The organism is Ruminococcus sp. AM31-15AC (assembly GCF_003462045.1).
Taxonomy (GTDB): domain Bacteria; phylum Bacillota; class Clostridia; order Oscillospirales; family Ruminococcaceae; genus Hominimerdicola; species Hominimerdicola aceti.
On the sequence record NZ_QTYG01000054.1, the window covers coordinates 1 to 15,511 of the forward strand.

Sequence of the window (15,511 nt, forward strand, 5' to 3'; positions counted from 1 at the left end):
GGCTTCCTTTCTGATTTGAATTTGGTGTGGTAACTTTATTTTATCAGATTTTTGTCTATCTCTCTTTTCTTTTTTCTTAATTTTGTCCAATATCTATTGTAGCACTACACTCTTTGTGCTTAAATTTGCACAAAGGGCTTGACTTTTTTTGTGATTACTTGTATAATAGTATAGTTGACACAAGGAGATGTACCCAAGTGGCTGAAGGGTCCGCACTCGAAATGCGGTAGTACGGCAAAACCGTAGCGAGAGTTCAAATCTCTCCATCTCCGCCAAACGAACAAAAACCACCGTAAATACGGTGGTTTTCTTTTGTATACACGGTTTTTACACGATTGTGTTCAATATCTTCACCGCACGTTCTTCCTCTCGTGGGTAGAGGTGCGAGTAGGTGTTCCATGTCATTGATATGTTGGAGTGACCTAAACGCCGTGCTATCTCCTGAATGTTTATGCCCTCATTGGCAAGCAAGGAAGCGTGGCTGTGACGGAAGTCATGAATACGGATACGTTTGACACCTGCCAAGTCTGCAAACTTCTTGTTGGTCTTTTCAAGGGACGTGTCACGAATAGGACGCTCACCGCCGCAGATGTACATATCATCATTGAACTTCGGTACAGCTTTCTTACAGCGTTCGTAATGTTCTGACAGCACTGCTCTTAACGGCTCTGGTATCTGTATCGTCCGTATGCTTGGCTTGTTTTTTGGCGGCGTGATACGATCACCGCCTTTTAGCTTCTGAGCAATGCTCTTGGTGATGGATATGTAGCCGTCTTTTATATCCGTCCATTGCAGAGCGTATATCTCGCCTTTTCGCATACCCATGTAAAATGCTATGTTGAAAAATACATAGTAGTTCCATTCGTACATTGAGCCGCCGTCCTCTGCTTCCTGAGCATAATTCTTAGCCGTCGATATGTATTTCTTGAACTCGTCAGGCGTGTAGAAAAGCATTTCTTTCTTGGCTTCAAGGGGCGCCTTGAAGTTGCCTGCGGTGATAACGGGATTTTTCGGAATGTATTCCATTTTCACAGCATAGTTCATCATTGCACGAAATTCGCCGTAAATGTTCTTTCGTGTGACGATAGCCAATCCCTGCTCTGACAGCTCCTGCTTCCATTTCTGCACCATTGGTACGTTCAGATTATCTATCCTCACGCTTTCAAAGGTGGGCAGGACGTTCTTTCTCAGTATTCTTAGGGACTTGTCCAGTGATGTTTCACGGACCTCTGAACACTTGGCTGTGATGTACTCCGTGAATAGCTGTCCGATAGTCATTTTCGGAGTTATCTCTTTAGCGTTGAGCTTTTGTGTAAGCTGGATTTCAAGCTGCTTAGCCGTCTCTGCACCGAACGCCACACGGTCTATCTGATGAGACTTTCCGAAACTGTCCGTATAATTGACACGCACACGATATTTTTGCAGACCGTCTTTTCTGATGTTCTTTCCGTTCTTGTCCGTCATTTTGTAGATCGGCATAAATATTCCTCCTATTCTTGACACTCCTAAAAAAGTGTGCTACAATAAAAGGGCAAAATTCGCCCTTTCTTAATGGGTTAGTGTGAATTTGAATCGAGCTGATACTGTCAATATCAGTTCACCTGTCCTCTGAGCGCTGTCAACGCTCGGAGGACTTTTTTTTTATGATTTTATTCTGTATTTTCTCGGTGTACGAACAATGATAGTTATCATATCATTCTCGTTTTGCACTATATCAATTACTTTCGCTTTAGTTATTTTGGAAATTGCTTTCTTCTTTGCCTTTATATTCTCGATGTCATCTGCAAATTTTAATTTAAGGGTAAATGACAGTGTTTTGGTATTAGTATTTATATCTTCTATCCTTGAATAAATTCCACACTTTTCGAGATAAGCAACTAGCATTGTAGATGAGCCGGTCAAATAAGATCTAAATAAATTAAGCTTATCATCAAATGACTTTTCTGTTTTATCAACCATATGTGAAAGCGTATCTCTGTCCAACAGCTCTATATCATTCACCTGTGCAAGCTGTTTGGCAGGCTCGGTAAAATACTGATTTGTCATAACGGCACCTTTGTCACATTGGTAGTACGCAAGTCCGCCGACAACTTCTTGTATAGGGGTGTTGTCAAGTTTGTGATTGTATCGCTTGCATTGTATCGCATATCTGACCTTGTCTTTCTCTGCAATGACATCAACGCCAAAGTCACCGGAGCTTCTTGTGACCTTAACGTGTTTGTAGCCGTTGGCTTTCAGAATATCAGCACAGGCATATTCAAATTGGTGTCCGTCCATTTTATCAAGTTGTTTCAAAGTATACTTTCTGTGAAGCTTGCGGTAAATGGTGCAGACCATGCTTATGAATATGATAACGCCGATCACGATAGCAACTACCATAAGGTTATGTTTGGCTCGCTCGGATATGTGAGTTCTAATAAGGTCTATGATAAGAGCGATTATGCAGACAAATATCAGATAGCCGAATATAGTGGCAATGCAGCCCGGCTCTGATTTGCGTTTCTTTGAGGACATTCTGTCACCTCTGTAATTTGAATTATAATTAGTTATTGTTTCTTATTACGGGGTCTGTAAACATAGCCCCTATTTTTCTTTTGTATAACCTCATCAAGAGCGTAAGCAAACTGTCTTTTGTATTTACTTAGTTTAGGGTCATTCAAGATTTTTAAATAGAAATCTTCTGCCTTGCTTATATCCTCTTTAACTAAAATGTCACCGATTCTAATATAATCAGCGGCATTTGAATGATCGTCAATGGCAATGCACTTATGCAAACATAAAATGGCTTCCTGATACTTATATTCCTTTTCATAGAGCGTTGCTAAATCGGAGTAGATAGACCACCTTTTTATACAGTGACAATTTAACTCTATATCCGAGTACTCAGACAAATATTTTTCAAAATAAGAAATAGCATCTTGTCTGAACTTTGCACCCTGCCACAAGTAAGCGTAAGCAACGCCAAGAATATCAAAAGGCTCGGTAGAATTTTTATATTTATCGATTACCATAGCGGCTAGTTCGTGCCGTTCCTTACCAATAATAGCGTAGTTGTCGGCAATTATTTGAAGTGCGTTTTCGTAAGTTTTCATTTTGTTGTTCCATTATGTCTACATCGTCTCGACTTCTTCAAGCGCATCAAAGCTGAAAAAGTCACCTCTGACTATATGCTCCATTTCGTGAGCTATAGTCTTTTTTTGTTCCTCATAGGATAGCCTAGAGTTTATGTATATATTATAAAATCCGTCAGAATCCATTGCTGTCACACCCTTTACCGTTATGGGCAAAGGAACGTATCTAATGCAATAATCCAATCTATTCACTATCCTTTTGCATACGCTTTAAAATCTCAACTGTAGCTTCTATATCCTCTTTGGTGACGTTCTTTGACACACTAAAGAGGATCTTCATTTCTGGTCGTGTTCTCAGCTCATCTATTATATCTCTTGTTTCGTCATCAAGATATATAGGCTCGTTATGTGCTTCGACTTTGATATTATCTTCACCGTTCAACAAATAATCAACAGAAACTCCGAAATATTCAGCTATCTTTGATAGTGTATCTGTAGATAACTTCTTTTTTCTGCCTGCTTTTAAATCGGTTAAAGAGCCTCTGCTTGCACCTGTTTCTTTGCACATTACTGTTACATTTATATTTCTCTTTTTGCACAAGCTTTCAATTCTATTGTACAATTCTGACATAGTTACACCTCATAATTTGTGTAATATAACAAAATTACGCAAAAGAGTAATTTTCACTTGACAATTACGCAAAAGTGTAATATAATACAGTCAAGGCAATACGCAAGAGCGTAATATTTGTATCTGGTAAATATATTATATTACATTTAAACGTAACTGTCAATATGTAAAACACATATTAGTGTGAATATTATGCAAAGGTGGTGTTAATTATTAGTGAACGTAAAAGACCGCTGACTGAGTACGGCGTGGAAGTCAAGGTGCGACTTGTTAAGCTCAACAAGACACAGAAGTGGCTCATTGAGGAAGTCAAGAAGCTTCTTCCTGAAACTTATCTCGATACATCAAACCTGTATAAGATAATGACGGGTGAGATAAAGTCAAACAAGATTGAAGCGGCTATCAATGAAGTCCTTGACATTAATTATACTCAGAACACTGAAAATGTCAACAGCTAACAGTCCGATTGAACGGACAGAAAAAGAGAGGGTGAGAAAGTGGAACAGAAAATTACTGCTATTCCAAGAGGGTGTGACAGTGCTAAGGTTGAGCAGGTGATCGTAACAAGAGCCTTGAAAGGTGCAGGAACAGAAGATGACCCCTGTAGAGAGGTCATTCAGTATTGGACTCTTGACGGAGAGCTGATTGTAACAAGATCACAATATGAGGAGGGCAAACGTTGAATTTAAAAAAGATAGCGTACTATCTCGGTATTACGTTGTGTCTAGCAAGTCCGCTTGCATTCGGTATATGTATGCTAATAGGGCTTGACAACACAATTCCGTTGTCTCTCATGATAACTAGCAATGTTTGCAGGATATGTTCGCTGGAAGCAGAAATGACAGAAAACACAATGAGGAGGGACAAAGCAATGAAACTGTACAAAGTAACAACAGTAGACCAGTATCATTATAAAAGGGTGTTCACAATAGCCGCAAAGAGTCAGTACGAGGCTCTGACAAAGGCAAGTGTTAGTTCCCATGAGAATGTCTTGACAATCGAGGAGGTGAGATAAATGAGGTCACCGGACATTGAAACGGCAGTGCGGCTGTACTATGAAAAGCCCGAAATAACCAATGCGGATATCAAGGCACTGTTCAGCACAGGTGAAACGCAGACTATCAAGATCAAGAAAGCTGTTAAGGAAGAAATGGAAAAGCGTGGTGTGAATTCATGGTTGCCACACTCGGTCAATACCGAGATAGCCTACGAGGTGTGGGGCATTGATATCGACAACTTCGAGAAAAGGCTTAAAAAACTCCGCACGCTTTACGGAAAGGACGTGAGAAAATGATAGCCGTGTTAGAGATAATCAGATGTGCCGCAGCGGTAGCGCTCTTGGTGGTGCTTACAATGTATGTAGCATACAGGTGGTATGTAAGCGTAAAAGAAACTGCCTACAAGGAAGCAGAGGAGAGCATTAAGCGTGCGGTGAGAGAAGCAGGTAGACCCATAGTCAAAGTCGAAATACAGACGAAAGGAAAGTGGTAATGAACATTGTAGGAATACTGCTAATAACAGTAGCCGTGCTTGCAGGGATAGATGTAGTGATGTATCTTGTGTTGAGCGTGGCGGATAGGCACTGGGAGAAAGGTTTTGAGAAAAAGGAGGATAAGAACAATGAAAGTTCTGATAGCCTGTGAAGAATCACAAGAGGTCTGCAAGGCGTTCCGTGCGAAAGGGATTGAACCTGTTAAGAAGCTGGACTATGACGGCAGGCAGTATATGAGCGTAAGACCTATTGAAAGGGAGGATAACGATGATAACGAAAGAGGAGTTTGAAAAGGCGGTGGAGTGCTGTGCTAGTGACATCACAGATTGCGACGGCTGTCCGCTTTGTGCCAGCGATAAGCACCGTATGTGCAGTACATATCTTGCAGAGTACATAAAAAACGAGCCTGCACTGTCTGCCAACAGCACAAGCTCGGAGGTATCAAAAGATACCGGTTCAATATTACAGTTTGATGATAGCACAAAATCGGTGATATGTCAAGAGGCAGAAAAGGCTTGCAAGGCTTGTGAGCTGATACTGGAAATTTACGAACGTATGGACGATAACGAGCAGAAAGCCTTCGACCTGGGGCAGTCATATCGGGCAATGGTTGAGGTGAAAAAGGAGCTTGCGAGGATAGGGAAAGGCGGTGTTCCAAATGCGTAGCAAATACAATACCTGCGTGGGCTGTACAGCCTTAGGTCTGCCTTGCAAGCACTGCGGACTTGACCGCAACGTCACCACATACAACTGTGACAAATGTGGCAACGAGATAGACCCTGAAACAGAGTGTATGTACATCTGTGAGAATGTGGAGTACTGCAAGGATTGTTTCAGAGAAATGCTTATCGACCGCATATCTGAGAACGAAGACGTAGAAATAAGTGATCTGGCGGCTCTGCTAGTTCTGGACTACAAAGAAGATGATCTTTATGATTATGACGAGGAGGACTATGACGAATGAAAAAACAAATGTCTGCGGAAGATTACCGCAATGACGAAGCGTTCAGCCGCTCTCAGCTTTTCAAGCTGTCAAAGTCGCCTGCACATTTCAAGTACGCCCTTGAAAATCCCGAAGTTGAAACCCCTGCACTTGCTTTCGGCACAGCCGTCCATGCTTATGTTCTTGAAAAGGACAAGTTCGACAACGAGTACATAGTCGCTCCGAAGCTTGACAGGCGCACCAAAGAGGGCAAGGCACTTGCGGCTCAGATAGATGCAAGCGGTAAGATACCCATAAGCGAGGACGCTTTTGCACAGATACAGGCAATGGCTGAAAGTGTGATGTCAAACAAGTATGCTGCCGCTTTGCTTAACGGCGGTGAACATGAAAAATCATACTTCTGGACGGACAAGCTCACGGGGCTTAAACTCAAATGCCGCCCCGACTGCCGAACAGATTTAAGGTCAACGTCTGTCATAGTAGACCTAAAAACCACAGAAAATGCCGATACGGACAGTTTTATGCACAGTTGTATTAAATATGGCTATGACTTGCAGGCGGCAATGTACACGCAGGGTGTGTCAGAAATTGAGCGCAAGCCTCATAGATTTGTTTTTATCGCTGTTGAAAAGTCACCACCATATGCCTGCAATGTCCTTGAGGCTGATGACTTCATCATACAGAAAGGTACAAAAGACCTTAACGACTATCTTTACACTCTCAAAGAGTGTCTTAAAACAGGTAACTGGTACAGCTACAACGGCAAAAACGGCGATTTGAACGTCATAAGCCTGCCGGGTTGGCTGGCTAGAGAATACGAATAGGAGGAAACGATATGGACGAAATAACAAACGCAGTAACAGTAACACCGGAAGTACCGCAGAACAGCACTATGCCTCTTGACAACATCAATCAGGGCACTGTCGCTATCGAAGCAAGCAGAGCCATTGCAGAAGCACAGGGCAAGCTTGTTATCGCAAAGAGATTTCCGAGAAATGAGATACAGGCTTTTGCCAACATGAAGAAAGCTTGTCAGCGTACAGGGCTTGCAAACAAGGCATTTTACAGCTATCCGAGAGGCGGAGAAACTGTGTCAGGACCAACTATCAGACTTGCGGAAGAGCTTGCAAGGTGCTGGGGCAATATTGACTTTGGCATCAAGGAACTTTCTCAGGACAACGGCAAGTCAGAAATGCAGGCGTATGCTTGGGACTTGGAGACGAACACAATGTCGGTGCAGAATTTCACCAATCCGCACGCAAAGGAAGTCAAGGGCAAGATAAAGACCCTCACAAGCCTGCGTGATATCTATGAGAACAATGCCAATATGGCAGGACGCAGGCTCAGAGCAAGGATACTTGCGGTGCTTCCTGCGGACTTCGTTGAAGAGGCTGTGGCGGAATGTAGAAAGACCCTTGCAGGAAAGAATAATATTCCTCTTACGGATCGTGTAAGAAAAATGGTGGTCGAGTTCGAGAAGCTGGGCGTTACACAGGAAATGATAGAGAAACGTCTTGGCAGAGGTCTTGACACCATGACAGCCGAAGATCTCACCGACTATATCGGCATTTTCAATTCTCTTAAAGACAAAAACACAAAGGTTTCTGAGTGGTTTGAGTATGAGAAGATATCTACAGATATCTCAGCAGAAATTGACCAGCTCCAGACCGAGAAAGAACAGGTGCTTTAATGCAGGCAAGATTACCCGACGGCTCTGTTATCATCAGTGGTTTTCTCGCAAAGGACGCAGAATACAAACAGGTGGGCGGCAATAACTCGTCGCTCACCAAGTTTTCAGTAAAAGTGGGCGAACGTCAGCCAAAGGTGCAAGGTGAGCGTGGTGAAGCCGTATGGGTGAACTGCCAGTGCTGGCACTCTGTAGCAAGAGCCACAAAGGCGCTGAAAAAATTTGACGTTGTGTTTTGTGTGGGCAAGGTGGAGAAAAAGCCATATACCGGCAAAGACGGTAAAGAAAAAGTTGACGTACATCTTGTGTGCGAAGCCGTTTTTGTACAGCCTACCGCAGAAGCAGCACCCCCGCAAGAGCTAGGCGGTGACCTTTCCGACTTTGAGGAGGTGTTGAATGATGAGGGAACGCCATTCTGATGATATCATTGACGTTGATGCGAATGAGGAAAAGCATTTTGATATCGACATGAGCGACGCAGAAGCGGTGAAAACCGCCGTTGCTGTAAAGTATACAAAAGACGACTTTCTCTATACAGAAAAGCCATACGAAGCGATATACGATTACAAAAACGACCCTTTCATGCACAACCTGAAAATTGAGCAAATGGCTCAGCAGGCGGCAGAGGTGGGCGTAAAGACATTCAAAGGACTGTATAAAAACTATGTCAAAATGCGAGAAATGCAGCGTGGGGCGAACGTTATCATCAATAACCCCACTGCGTTTTCAGGTCCATATATGCAGCTTGACGCAGGCAAATACAATGTTGATGACGGCGGTGTGTATCTTATTGATGAAAGCGGTAACTATCACGTTATCTGCCATCACCCGATCATACCCTTTGAGTGCTTGCAGAACATTGACACAGGCGAGGAAAAGCTCAACATAGCTTACCGCACTCGTGGAGAGTGGCAGGAAAAAGTCGTTTCAAAGGAGATACTTTACAACAGCCGAAACATTTCACAGTTAGTTAAATGCGGCGTTGATGTGTCTTCTGAAACTGCCAAAGAGCTTGTTTCATACTTTCAGGAGATAGAGAGCCTTAACCGCAATTCTCTGCCATTGAAAAGATCAGTGGGCAGGCTTGGCTACATAAACGGCGCAGGCTTTTCACCATACGTTGAGGGGCTGACATTTGACGGTGAGCAGAATTATTCCACCATTTTTAGTGCTATAAAAAGTCATGGCAGTTATGAGAAATGGAAAAAAGTCGCTATAGATTGCCGCAGGAAAAGCGTGATCGCAAAGATATTTCTTGCGGCGAGCTTCGCAAGTGCACTTATTCAGCCGCTAGGCGGTCTGCCGTTCTTCGTTCACTTGTGGGGCGTTGATTCAGGCACAGGCAAAACAGTTGCTTTAATGCTTGCGGCTTCTGTTTGGGGAACTCCCGAAATGGGCGAATACATTCAGACGTTCAACAGCACAGTTGTCGGCCACGAGCGAACAGCAGCGTTTCTCAATAGCCTGCCGTTTCTCATTGACGAACTCCAGCTCAGCAAAGATAGTCATGGCAGAAGCCGATTTGACGTTTATCAGCTTGCTCAGGGTGTTGGACGTTCTAGGGGCACGAAAACAGGCGGCATAGAACGCACACCAACATGGCGAAACACTATCCTTACCACAGGCGAAAGCCCCATAGTGGGCGGTTCAGCAGGAGCAGGAGCGGTAAACAGAGTTATCGACATTGAATGTACAGCAAACAATATCGTGATAGCAGACGGCATGGCAGTATCAGCAGTGATAAAACAAAACTATGGCTTTGCAGGGCGAGAGTTCGTTGCAAAACTGTCCTCTCAAAAAGCCTTGACAATGGCACAAGAGGTCTATAACGATTATTTCACCAAGCTCTGCAAGTCGGATACAACGGAAAAGCAGGCAATGGCAGCGGCAATGATACTCACGGCTGATATGATTGCAGAAGCGTCCGTGTTCAAAACGAACGAGCCACTAACAATTGACGATATCTCACGGTATTTGCAAACCAAAAAATCAGTATCAGCAGGTGAACGAGGGTATCAGTATATGTGCGATTGGGTGGCTTCTAATAGCAAACGCTTTGCTACAGGCGAAGACAATAACGGCGAAGTGTTTGGGCTTATTCAGGGCGATTTTGCATATATCATTCGCTCAAAGTTCGATGAAGCGGCTTCAAAACAGGGCTTCGACACAAGGGCGTTGCTTAGCTGGCTGAAATCTAACGGCAAGATACTCGTGAGAGGGCGCAACAATACTCGTGGCAAGCGTATCGGTGGCGTGAACGTTGAGTGCGTTGTACTGAGATTGCCAGATGAAACACCGGACTATTACACCGAAGAAGAAATGCGTGGGACGGATATATCGGATTTCGGCATTTTGTGAGACATAAGTCCCACGAGGAAAGCAGCGTAAATGCGTGGTTTTCTGCATAGTGTGGGACTGTGGGACATTTTCCCCCTATATATACCTGTTTTAAATAGGTGATATAGAATCACGGCTTTGTTCACACATTGTTAAAATATATGTGTGTTTTCCTATATAGGAAAATGTGCGAATTTGTCCCACAGTCCCACAACACCCTGAAAAGTGCGTAAATACGCATAGTTTTCATGTGGGACGTTTGTCCCACACTGTCCCTCACGTCCCACATAAGGAGGTAAAAAACATCAAATGAATGCAAGAATAAAGCTCCGTGACTATCAGCAGGAGTGTATAGATAAAATAACGCAGGCAGGGCAAGGAAAACATCTTGTGCAAATGGCAACAGGTCTTGGCAAGACAGTGACCTTTGCGAATATCCCACGTCATGGACGTATGCTTATTCTGTCACACAGAGAGGAACTTGTAAATCAGCCTCTGAAATACTTTGACTGCACAAAGGGTGTTGAAATGTCAAAGTACCATACTGACGGCAGCGAAGAGGTGGTTTCTGCAAGTATCCAGACCATGACACATAGGCTTGACAGGTTTTCACCTGATGATTTTGATATCATCATAGTAGACGAGGCTCACCATGCAGCGGCTCAGAGTTACAAGACGGTCATAGATCACTTCACACCACGTCTTCTGCTGGGCTTCACGGCAACGCCTAACAGGGCTGACAAATGCAGACTGAATGATGTGTTTGATGATATCATATTTCAACGTGACCTGCGTTGGGGCATTGAACATGGTTATCTGTGTGATATCCTCTGCAAACGTGCTGACATAGGCTATGACCTTTCAGCGGTACATACACGGCTTGGCGACTACGCTCCGGGCGAGCTAGCAGAAGCAATGGACGGCACTGCGGATGCTATAGCACAAGCGTATAGAGAACACGCCAAAGGTGCAACGCTTATCTTTGCGGTATCGGTAGAACAATGCTACGAGATAGCAAAACGCATCGAGGGGGCTGAGGTAGTCACAGGTCAGACTAAGGACAGGGCTGACATTATACGCCGTTTTACTCAGCGTGAGATACCTTGTCTTGTGAATTGCATGGTGTTCACTGAGGGTACTGACATTCCCCTTGTGGAAACTGTTATCATAGCAAGACCCACACAGTCAGATGCGTTGTATACGCAAATGGTAGGCAGAGGGCTGAGGCTGCACCCTGACAAGGACAAGCTCACACTCATCGACTGCGTAGGAGTAACAGGCAAAGCAAGCCTGAGAACAGCTCCAAGTTTGCTCGGTATTGACATTTCTGAGCTGCCAAAGAAGAGTCAGGACAAAATGGAGGGAATGCTATTTGAGCTTCCTGAAAAGGCTACTATGATGTCGGATTGTCCTGAAAGCTGGATAAAGAATGTTCGTATCGTTGACTTGTGGGCGCAGGAGCAGAAGTATATCACTCATGATGTGAACTGGTTCAAGCTGCCAAGCGGCGATATGAAATGCAGTCTTGGTAAGGGAAAAACGCTGAGGATATCTGCACCCGACGCTTTGGGCATGGCAATATGGCAGGGACAGAAAATGCCTATGCAGCAGGCACTTGACGAGGCGTACACTCTTCTTTGCGAACGTGAGGCGGACAGCAAATACATATGGGACTTGAATATTTGTCGCAAGTGGGGCAAAGCACCTGCTACTGATAGTCAGAAAAACCTTATCCGCAGACGAGGCAGGAAGTATCTCAACAATTCGGATATCGACATAGAAAATCTGACAAAGTTTGAAGCAAGTCAGATACTTAACAGGATAATCAAGGGGTGAGGATATGGCAAGAAATGAAGACAGAGAGCAAATGACCCTTATCAAGTGGACGCAGCAGGCGAGCATACGCAAGGCTTATCCTGAACTCAAACTGCTCTTTCACATACCGAACGAACGTCATTGCGACCCAAGAGAGGGTAAAAGACTAAAGCTTATGGGCGTAAAGTCAGGTGTTCCTGACCTGTTTTTACCTGTGGCACGGGGCAAAAACAAAGGGCTGTTCATAGAGCTCAAAGCAGAGAATGGCAAGCCCTCAGATAATCAGATGTGGTGGTTTGCAGAGCTTGGCAAGCAGAACTATTTGGCGGCGATATGCTACGGCTGGAAGCAGGCGGCTGATATGCTAATGCACTATCTTGGCGGTGATGATAATGCTGGTCAAAGCTGAAGTCGTAAAGAAGGCAGACGAGCTGAACAGAATAGCGGCAAAGCTTCTTCCACTGCCAGAGGGGCTGACACAGGCAGAACAGCTTTTATACAAGTCGCTTTGCATTGTGTACCGAGAGTTCAGAGCGGGGCAGATAGACAAGAAACAGGCGCTTGATGAAAAGAAGGAACTATACAGGGCATACATCAATGGGGCTTATGCACTTGATCTATGGCAGACATATGGGGAATATGCTAAGGTATTTCAGAAATGTCAGTACGAGATACATCATGACGGCTGTGAGGTTTGCAAGAGGCTCAATGATATCCTGTGTGGTATGGGGAGAGGCAAAGCCAATGAAACACACTGACCACGCCCTTTGTCGGCACTGCCGCCACGCAGTGCGACAAAGGATAAGATAACAGGAGAATACCTCACAGGCTGTGCATGGTCCATAGGCCGCAGACCTGTCGATGGTTGGAGGACGTGTCAGCACAGAATGTATGAAGCGCAAAAGGGCGGTATGATACATTCGTATACTGTGACGGAATGCCCGAGATTTGAGGAGGGATAAAAGTGAAAAGCTATGAGGAGCGTACCAAAGACAATGAACAGAAGATAGCAGCTTTCCAAACTAAGCAGAAAATGCCGTATGAGTTCAAGGTCAAATACGCTGAGGTCAGAGTAAGGGAGTTCATTCGTGAGTGTGACAAAAGAAATCTGAATACGCACATATCGGTAGGCGGACTTGACAGCATAACGCTTTTGAAATTTATACATGATTACTGTGGTTTCAGTTATGTTCCAGGTGTATCGGTATCTAGTCTTGAAGACAAATCTATTCAGCAGATACACGAGCAACTTGGTGTGATAAAATTAAGCCCATACAAGTCAAAAATAGATATCATACGGGAATATGGTTTTCCTGTACTATCAAAAGAAACAGCCGCAAAAATAGAACTGCTTGCACACCCTACGGACAAGAACAAGACAGTTCGTCACGCTATCATAACGGGTGAAACGGGAGAGTATGGCGGTTTTCGCAAACATACAAGAATGCAGCTTTCTCAGCGCTGGCTTGAACTGTTTGGCGGTTACGAAAATGAAAACGAGGGCGTTGACTACAAGATACCGCCGTTTAAGGTATCATCACAATGCTGTTTCTGGATGAAAGAAAAGCCGTGTGATGATTGGGCAAAGCAACACAAGAGCGTGCCGTTCTTAGGACTTATGGCAAGCGAGGGTGGCAGACGTGAAAAATCGCTAATGCTTAACGGCTGCAATTACTTTGGCAAAAGCACGATACGTTCAGCACCATTTGCCATATTTACAAGGCAGGACTTGCTACAACTTGCACTTGACCTGAATGTGCCTGTGCCTACAATCTATGGCGAGATAAAACGTGACTTTGACGGAAAGCTTTGCACAACAAAAGCTCAGCGTACAGGCTGTTCAATGTGCGGTTTCGGCATACATATGGAACAGCGTCCTCACCGATTTGACAGGCTTCGTGAAAGAAATGAAAAAGAGTGGGATTTCTGGATGAACAAGTGTTGTGAAGATGCTGACGGCACAAAGTACGGCTGGGGAAGAGTTCTTGACTATATCGGCGTTGAATGGCGTGACAGAGTATTTGATATGAAAAATAACCAGCTTAGTTTGTTGGATATCGAGGAGGCAAAAGAATGAAAACACATAATCTGAAACTTAGCATAGAATTTTGTGACGCTGTTATGAGCGGCGAGAAAACTTTCGAGGTCAGAAAGAATGACAGGGGTTTTCAGACAGGAGATCTGATAAGATTTATACCGACTGACGGAACGTCTTATCGTAGCTCAGACGGCACAGTAAGAGAACACGCAAAACATGAGATATCAGGACATACATACAGGATAACATATATCCTCAACGGCTGGGGAATAAAGAATGGGTATGTTGTGCTGGGAATAAGAGAGGAGATAGCCTATGGAAATAAACGACCCAATGACCATGTCACGCCTGAAAGCCTACCGCAGGAACGCCTCAGCCATTGAGGACATCAAGGCAGAGCTTTCAGGCAAGTACGTTGCCGACAGTATCAGCGTATGCACTCCACCGTCCTACACGCCACACAGCACACGCATAGACGGCTTTCTGCCAAGTGGTGATACACTTTCATTGCTGTGCGAGCAGGCACGGCTAGAGCGTGAGCAGAGGGCTGTGGAGGAATTTATCAAGGGGATAGAGGACTATCAGACGCGGCGAATGTTCGTGCTGAAATTCATCAAGGGTAAGACGTACTTGCAGATAGCTATGCAGGTTAGTGGTGGGAGAATGTCTGAGAGTGGAGTGCGAATGAAAATCCAAAGATATTTGCAAGAAAAGTGATATTTGTGCGTTTTGTGCGTTTTACCTGTGTTATAATTTAAACTGAGGAAAGTGTAGATGTACCTCAGACTTGTACTTTCATGAAGTCACCTCCAATTTTCTAAGCCCCGTAAGGGGCTATGCAGGTCGAGAGCGTGCCAGCTCAACATCTGCTCCACCATTTACAAAACTCCTTATAATATTTTCACAAGAGGCACTCCTATGGGGTGTCTTTTGCGTTGTGTCACAAAAGGTTCATAAATGTCGAATTTTGATATGTTGCATAAAAAAGGTAATTGACTTTTATGCAGTATATAGAAATTCGGTGCATTTCGTTGATTTTCGCTCTGATTAGTGATATTATTTAAGAAATATTATTATGAGGAGTGATTGTACTTGGTAGTCAAATTTAATGGTAATAAACCGTTTAAAATGGAGGAACATCAAACCAATAAACTTACTACAAAATGTTTTTTATGTGGACAACAGGCAAAAAGCCGAATATTTTATGATGGATTTGAGAATGGAAATTGCATATGTTGTAATTGTGAAGATCAGCTAAAAGGAATGTTTAAAGATTATTTATTAGCAGAATCAAACTTCAACAAAATAGCACTTGAAGAATTAGTGGAAGGATTACGCAATGAAACTATAACGCAGTTAGATAGCCAAATTCATAAAGAAGGCTATAAATATGCCCAAGAGGTTAACATTGTAGATGATTTCGATGATACATTAACCCTTCAAGAAGTTCAACAGAATAATATATTTTATTCGATAAATATCAATTTTGTTATAACA

General features: G+C 43.7%; 26 protein-coding genes and 1 tRNA gene. 22 read left to right on the top strand and 5 right to left on the bottom strand.

All coding sequences use genetic code 11. The features are described 5' to 3' along the window. The first annotated feature begins 183 nt into the window (after positions 1-183). Positions 184-275: transfer RNA gene (locus tag DW793_RS11990), tRNA-Ser, on the top strand. 52 nt (positions 276-327) lie between these two features. Here the strand turns inward: DW793_RS11990 and DW793_RS11995 are convergent. From DW793_RS11995 to DW793_RS12015, 5 genes are all read right to left on the bottom strand, one after another. Next, on the bottom strand, positions 328-1,479 hold the full coding sequence (locus tag DW793_RS11995) for a site-specific integrase (protein ID WP_118158265.1): 1,152 nt from the start codon (positions 1,477-1,479) through the stop codon (positions 328-330). 162 nt (positions 1,480-1,641) lie between these two features. Continuing rightward, entirely contained in the window at positions 1,642-2,514 is an 873-nt protein-coding gene (locus DW793_RS12000; RefSeq protein ID WP_252969875.1) for a restriction endonuclease, read from the bottom strand. A gap of 32 nt (positions 2,515-2,546) precedes the next feature. Then, positions 2,547-3,092 (bottom strand): hypothetical protein, encoded by a 546-nt coding sequence (locus DW793_RS12005; protein ID WP_118158266.1) that lies wholly within the window; start codon positions 3,090-3,092, stop codon positions 2,547-2,549. A gap of 18 nt (positions 3,093-3,110) precedes the next feature. Continuing rightward, entirely contained in the window at positions 3,111-3,314 is a 204-nt protein-coding gene (locus tag DW793_RS12010; protein WP_181988362.1) for an ImmA/IrrE family metallo-endopeptidase, read from the bottom strand. Position 3,315: 1 nt separating this feature from the next. Beyond that, entirely contained in the window at positions 3,316-3,702 is a 387-nt protein-coding gene (locus tag DW793_RS12015; protein WP_117956691.1) for a helix-turn-helix domain-containing protein, read from the bottom strand. Positions 3,703-3,905: 203 nt separating this feature from the next. Between DW793_RS12015 and DW793_RS12020 the strand changes: the two genes are divergently transcribed. From DW793_RS12020 to DW793_RS12110, 21 genes are all read left to right on the top strand, one after another. Continuing rightward, positions 3,906-4,160, top strand: a complete 255-nt coding sequence (locus tag DW793_RS12020) for an XRE family transcriptional regulator (protein ID WP_186490164.1) — start codon at positions 3,906-3,908, stop codon at positions 4,158-4,160. Between the two features lie 39 nt (positions 4,161-4,199). Then, positions 4,200-4,385 (top strand): carboxypeptidase, encoded by a 186-nt coding sequence (locus tag DW793_RS12025; RefSeq protein ID WP_118158269.1) that lies wholly within the window; start codon positions 4,200-4,202, stop codon positions 4,383-4,385. 188 nt (positions 4,386-4,573) lie between these two features. Continuing rightward, a complete protein-coding gene (locus DW793_RS14765; RefSeq protein WP_181988363.1) occupies positions 4,574-4,717 on the top strand; it encodes a hypothetical protein in 144 nt (47 codons plus the stop codon). Next, complete coding sequence (locus DW793_RS12035; RefSeq protein WP_118158271.1) at positions 4,718-4,996, top strand: hypothetical protein; 279 nt, start codon at positions 4,718-4,720, stop codon at positions 4,994-4,996. Then, the gene (locus tag DW793_RS12040) at positions 4,993-5,193 is read left to right on the top strand and encodes a hypothetical protein (protein WP_118158272.1); all 201 of its coding nucleotides are present in this window, start codon (positions 4,993-4,995) and stop codon (positions 5,191-5,193) included. The genes DW793_RS12035 and DW793_RS12040 overlap by 4 nt, the downstream gene beginning before the upstream one ends. Further along, the gene (locus DW793_RS14770; RefSeq protein WP_181988364.1) at positions 5,193-5,345 is read left to right on the top strand and encodes a hypothetical protein; all 153 of its coding nucleotides are present in this window, start codon (positions 5,193-5,195) and stop codon (positions 5,343-5,345) included. The genes DW793_RS12040 and DW793_RS14770 overlap by 1 nt, the downstream gene beginning before the upstream one ends. Beyond that, positions 5,323-5,484 (top strand): hypothetical protein, encoded by a 162-nt coding sequence (locus DW793_RS14775; protein ID WP_181988365.1) that lies wholly within the window; start codon positions 5,323-5,325, stop codon positions 5,482-5,484. Before DW793_RS14770 ends, DW793_RS14775 begins: the two co-directional genes overlap by 23 nt. After that, positions 5,462-5,860: a hypothetical protein gene (locus DW793_RS12050; RefSeq protein ID WP_118158273.1), complete on the top strand. Its 399-nt coding sequence runs from the start codon at positions 5,462-5,464 to the stop codon at positions 5,858-5,860. The genes DW793_RS14775 and DW793_RS12050 overlap by 23 nt, the downstream gene beginning before the upstream one ends. Continuing rightward, positions 5,853-6,158 (top strand): hypothetical protein, encoded by a 306-nt coding sequence (locus DW793_RS12055; RefSeq protein WP_118158274.1) that lies wholly within the window; start codon positions 5,853-5,855, stop codon positions 6,156-6,158. Before DW793_RS12050 ends, DW793_RS12055 begins: the two co-directional genes overlap by 8 nt. Then, positions 6,155-6,961 (top strand): PD-(D/E)XK nuclease-like domain-containing protein, encoded by an 807-nt coding sequence (locus DW793_RS12060; protein WP_118158275.1) that lies wholly within the window; start codon positions 6,155-6,157, stop codon positions 6,959-6,961. The genes DW793_RS12055 and DW793_RS12060 overlap by 4 nt, the downstream gene beginning before the upstream one ends. Positions 6,962-6,972: 11 nt before the next feature. Next, on the top strand, positions 6,973-7,827 hold the full coding sequence (locus tag DW793_RS12065) for a hypothetical protein (RefSeq protein ID WP_117940069.1): 855 nt from the start codon (positions 6,973-6,975) through the stop codon (positions 7,825-7,827). Next, positions 7,827-8,243, top strand: coding sequence for a single-stranded DNA-binding protein (locus DW793_RS12070; protein ID WP_118158276.1), 417 nt, complete (start codon positions 7,827-7,829; stop codon positions 8,241-8,243). Before DW793_RS12065 ends, DW793_RS12070 begins: the two co-directional genes overlap by 1 nt. Beyond that, complete coding sequence (locus DW793_RS12075) at positions 8,221-10,182, top strand: DUF927 domain-containing protein (protein WP_118158277.1); 1,962 nt, start codon at positions 8,221-8,223, stop codon at positions 10,180-10,182. The genes DW793_RS12070 and DW793_RS12075 overlap by 23 nt, the downstream gene beginning before the upstream one ends. Before the next feature lie 288 nt (positions 10,183-10,470). After that, complete coding sequence (locus DW793_RS12080; RefSeq protein ID WP_118158278.1) at positions 10,471-11,997, top strand: DEAD/DEAH box helicase; 1,527 nt, start codon at positions 10,471-10,473, stop codon at positions 11,995-11,997. A gap of 4 nt (positions 11,998-12,001) precedes the next feature. After that, positions 12,002-12,385 (top strand): VRR-NUC domain-containing protein, encoded by a 384-nt coding sequence (locus tag DW793_RS12085; RefSeq protein ID WP_252969876.1) that lies wholly within the window; start codon positions 12,002-12,004, stop codon positions 12,383-12,385. Continuing rightward, positions 12,369-12,734 (top strand): hypothetical protein, encoded by a 366-nt coding sequence (locus tag DW793_RS12090; protein ID WP_118158279.1) that lies wholly within the window; start codon positions 12,369-12,371, stop codon positions 12,732-12,734. The genes DW793_RS12085 and DW793_RS12090 overlap by 17 nt, the downstream gene beginning before the upstream one ends. 9 nt (positions 12,735-12,743) lie before the next feature. Then, positions 12,744-12,938: a hypothetical protein gene (locus DW793_RS14470; RefSeq protein ID WP_147342202.1), complete on the top strand. Its 195-nt coding sequence runs from the start codon at positions 12,744-12,746 to the stop codon at positions 12,936-12,938. A 2-nt stretch (positions 12,939-12,940) separates the two neighbouring features. After that, the gene (locus DW793_RS12095) at positions 12,941-14,053 is read left to right on the top strand and encodes a hypothetical protein (RefSeq protein ID WP_242992047.1); all 1,113 of its coding nucleotides are present in this window, start codon (positions 12,941-12,943) and stop codon (positions 14,051-14,053) included. After that, the gene (locus DW793_RS12100; RefSeq protein ID WP_118158280.1) at positions 14,050-14,397 is read left to right on the top strand and encodes a DUF3850 domain-containing protein; all 348 of its coding nucleotides are present in this window, start codon (positions 14,050-14,052) and stop codon (positions 14,395-14,397) included. The genes DW793_RS12095 and DW793_RS12100 overlap by 4 nt, the downstream gene beginning before the upstream one ends. Then, entirely contained in the window at positions 14,330-14,731 is a 402-nt protein-coding gene (locus tag DW793_RS14475) for a hypothetical protein (protein ID WP_147342203.1), read from the top strand. The genes DW793_RS12100 and DW793_RS14475 overlap by 68 nt, the downstream gene beginning before the upstream one ends. 375 nt (positions 14,732-15,106) lie before the next feature. Further along, the coding region (locus DW793_RS12110; protein WP_147342204.1) for a hypothetical protein at positions 15,107-15,511 on the top strand (405 nt) is incomplete at its 3' end.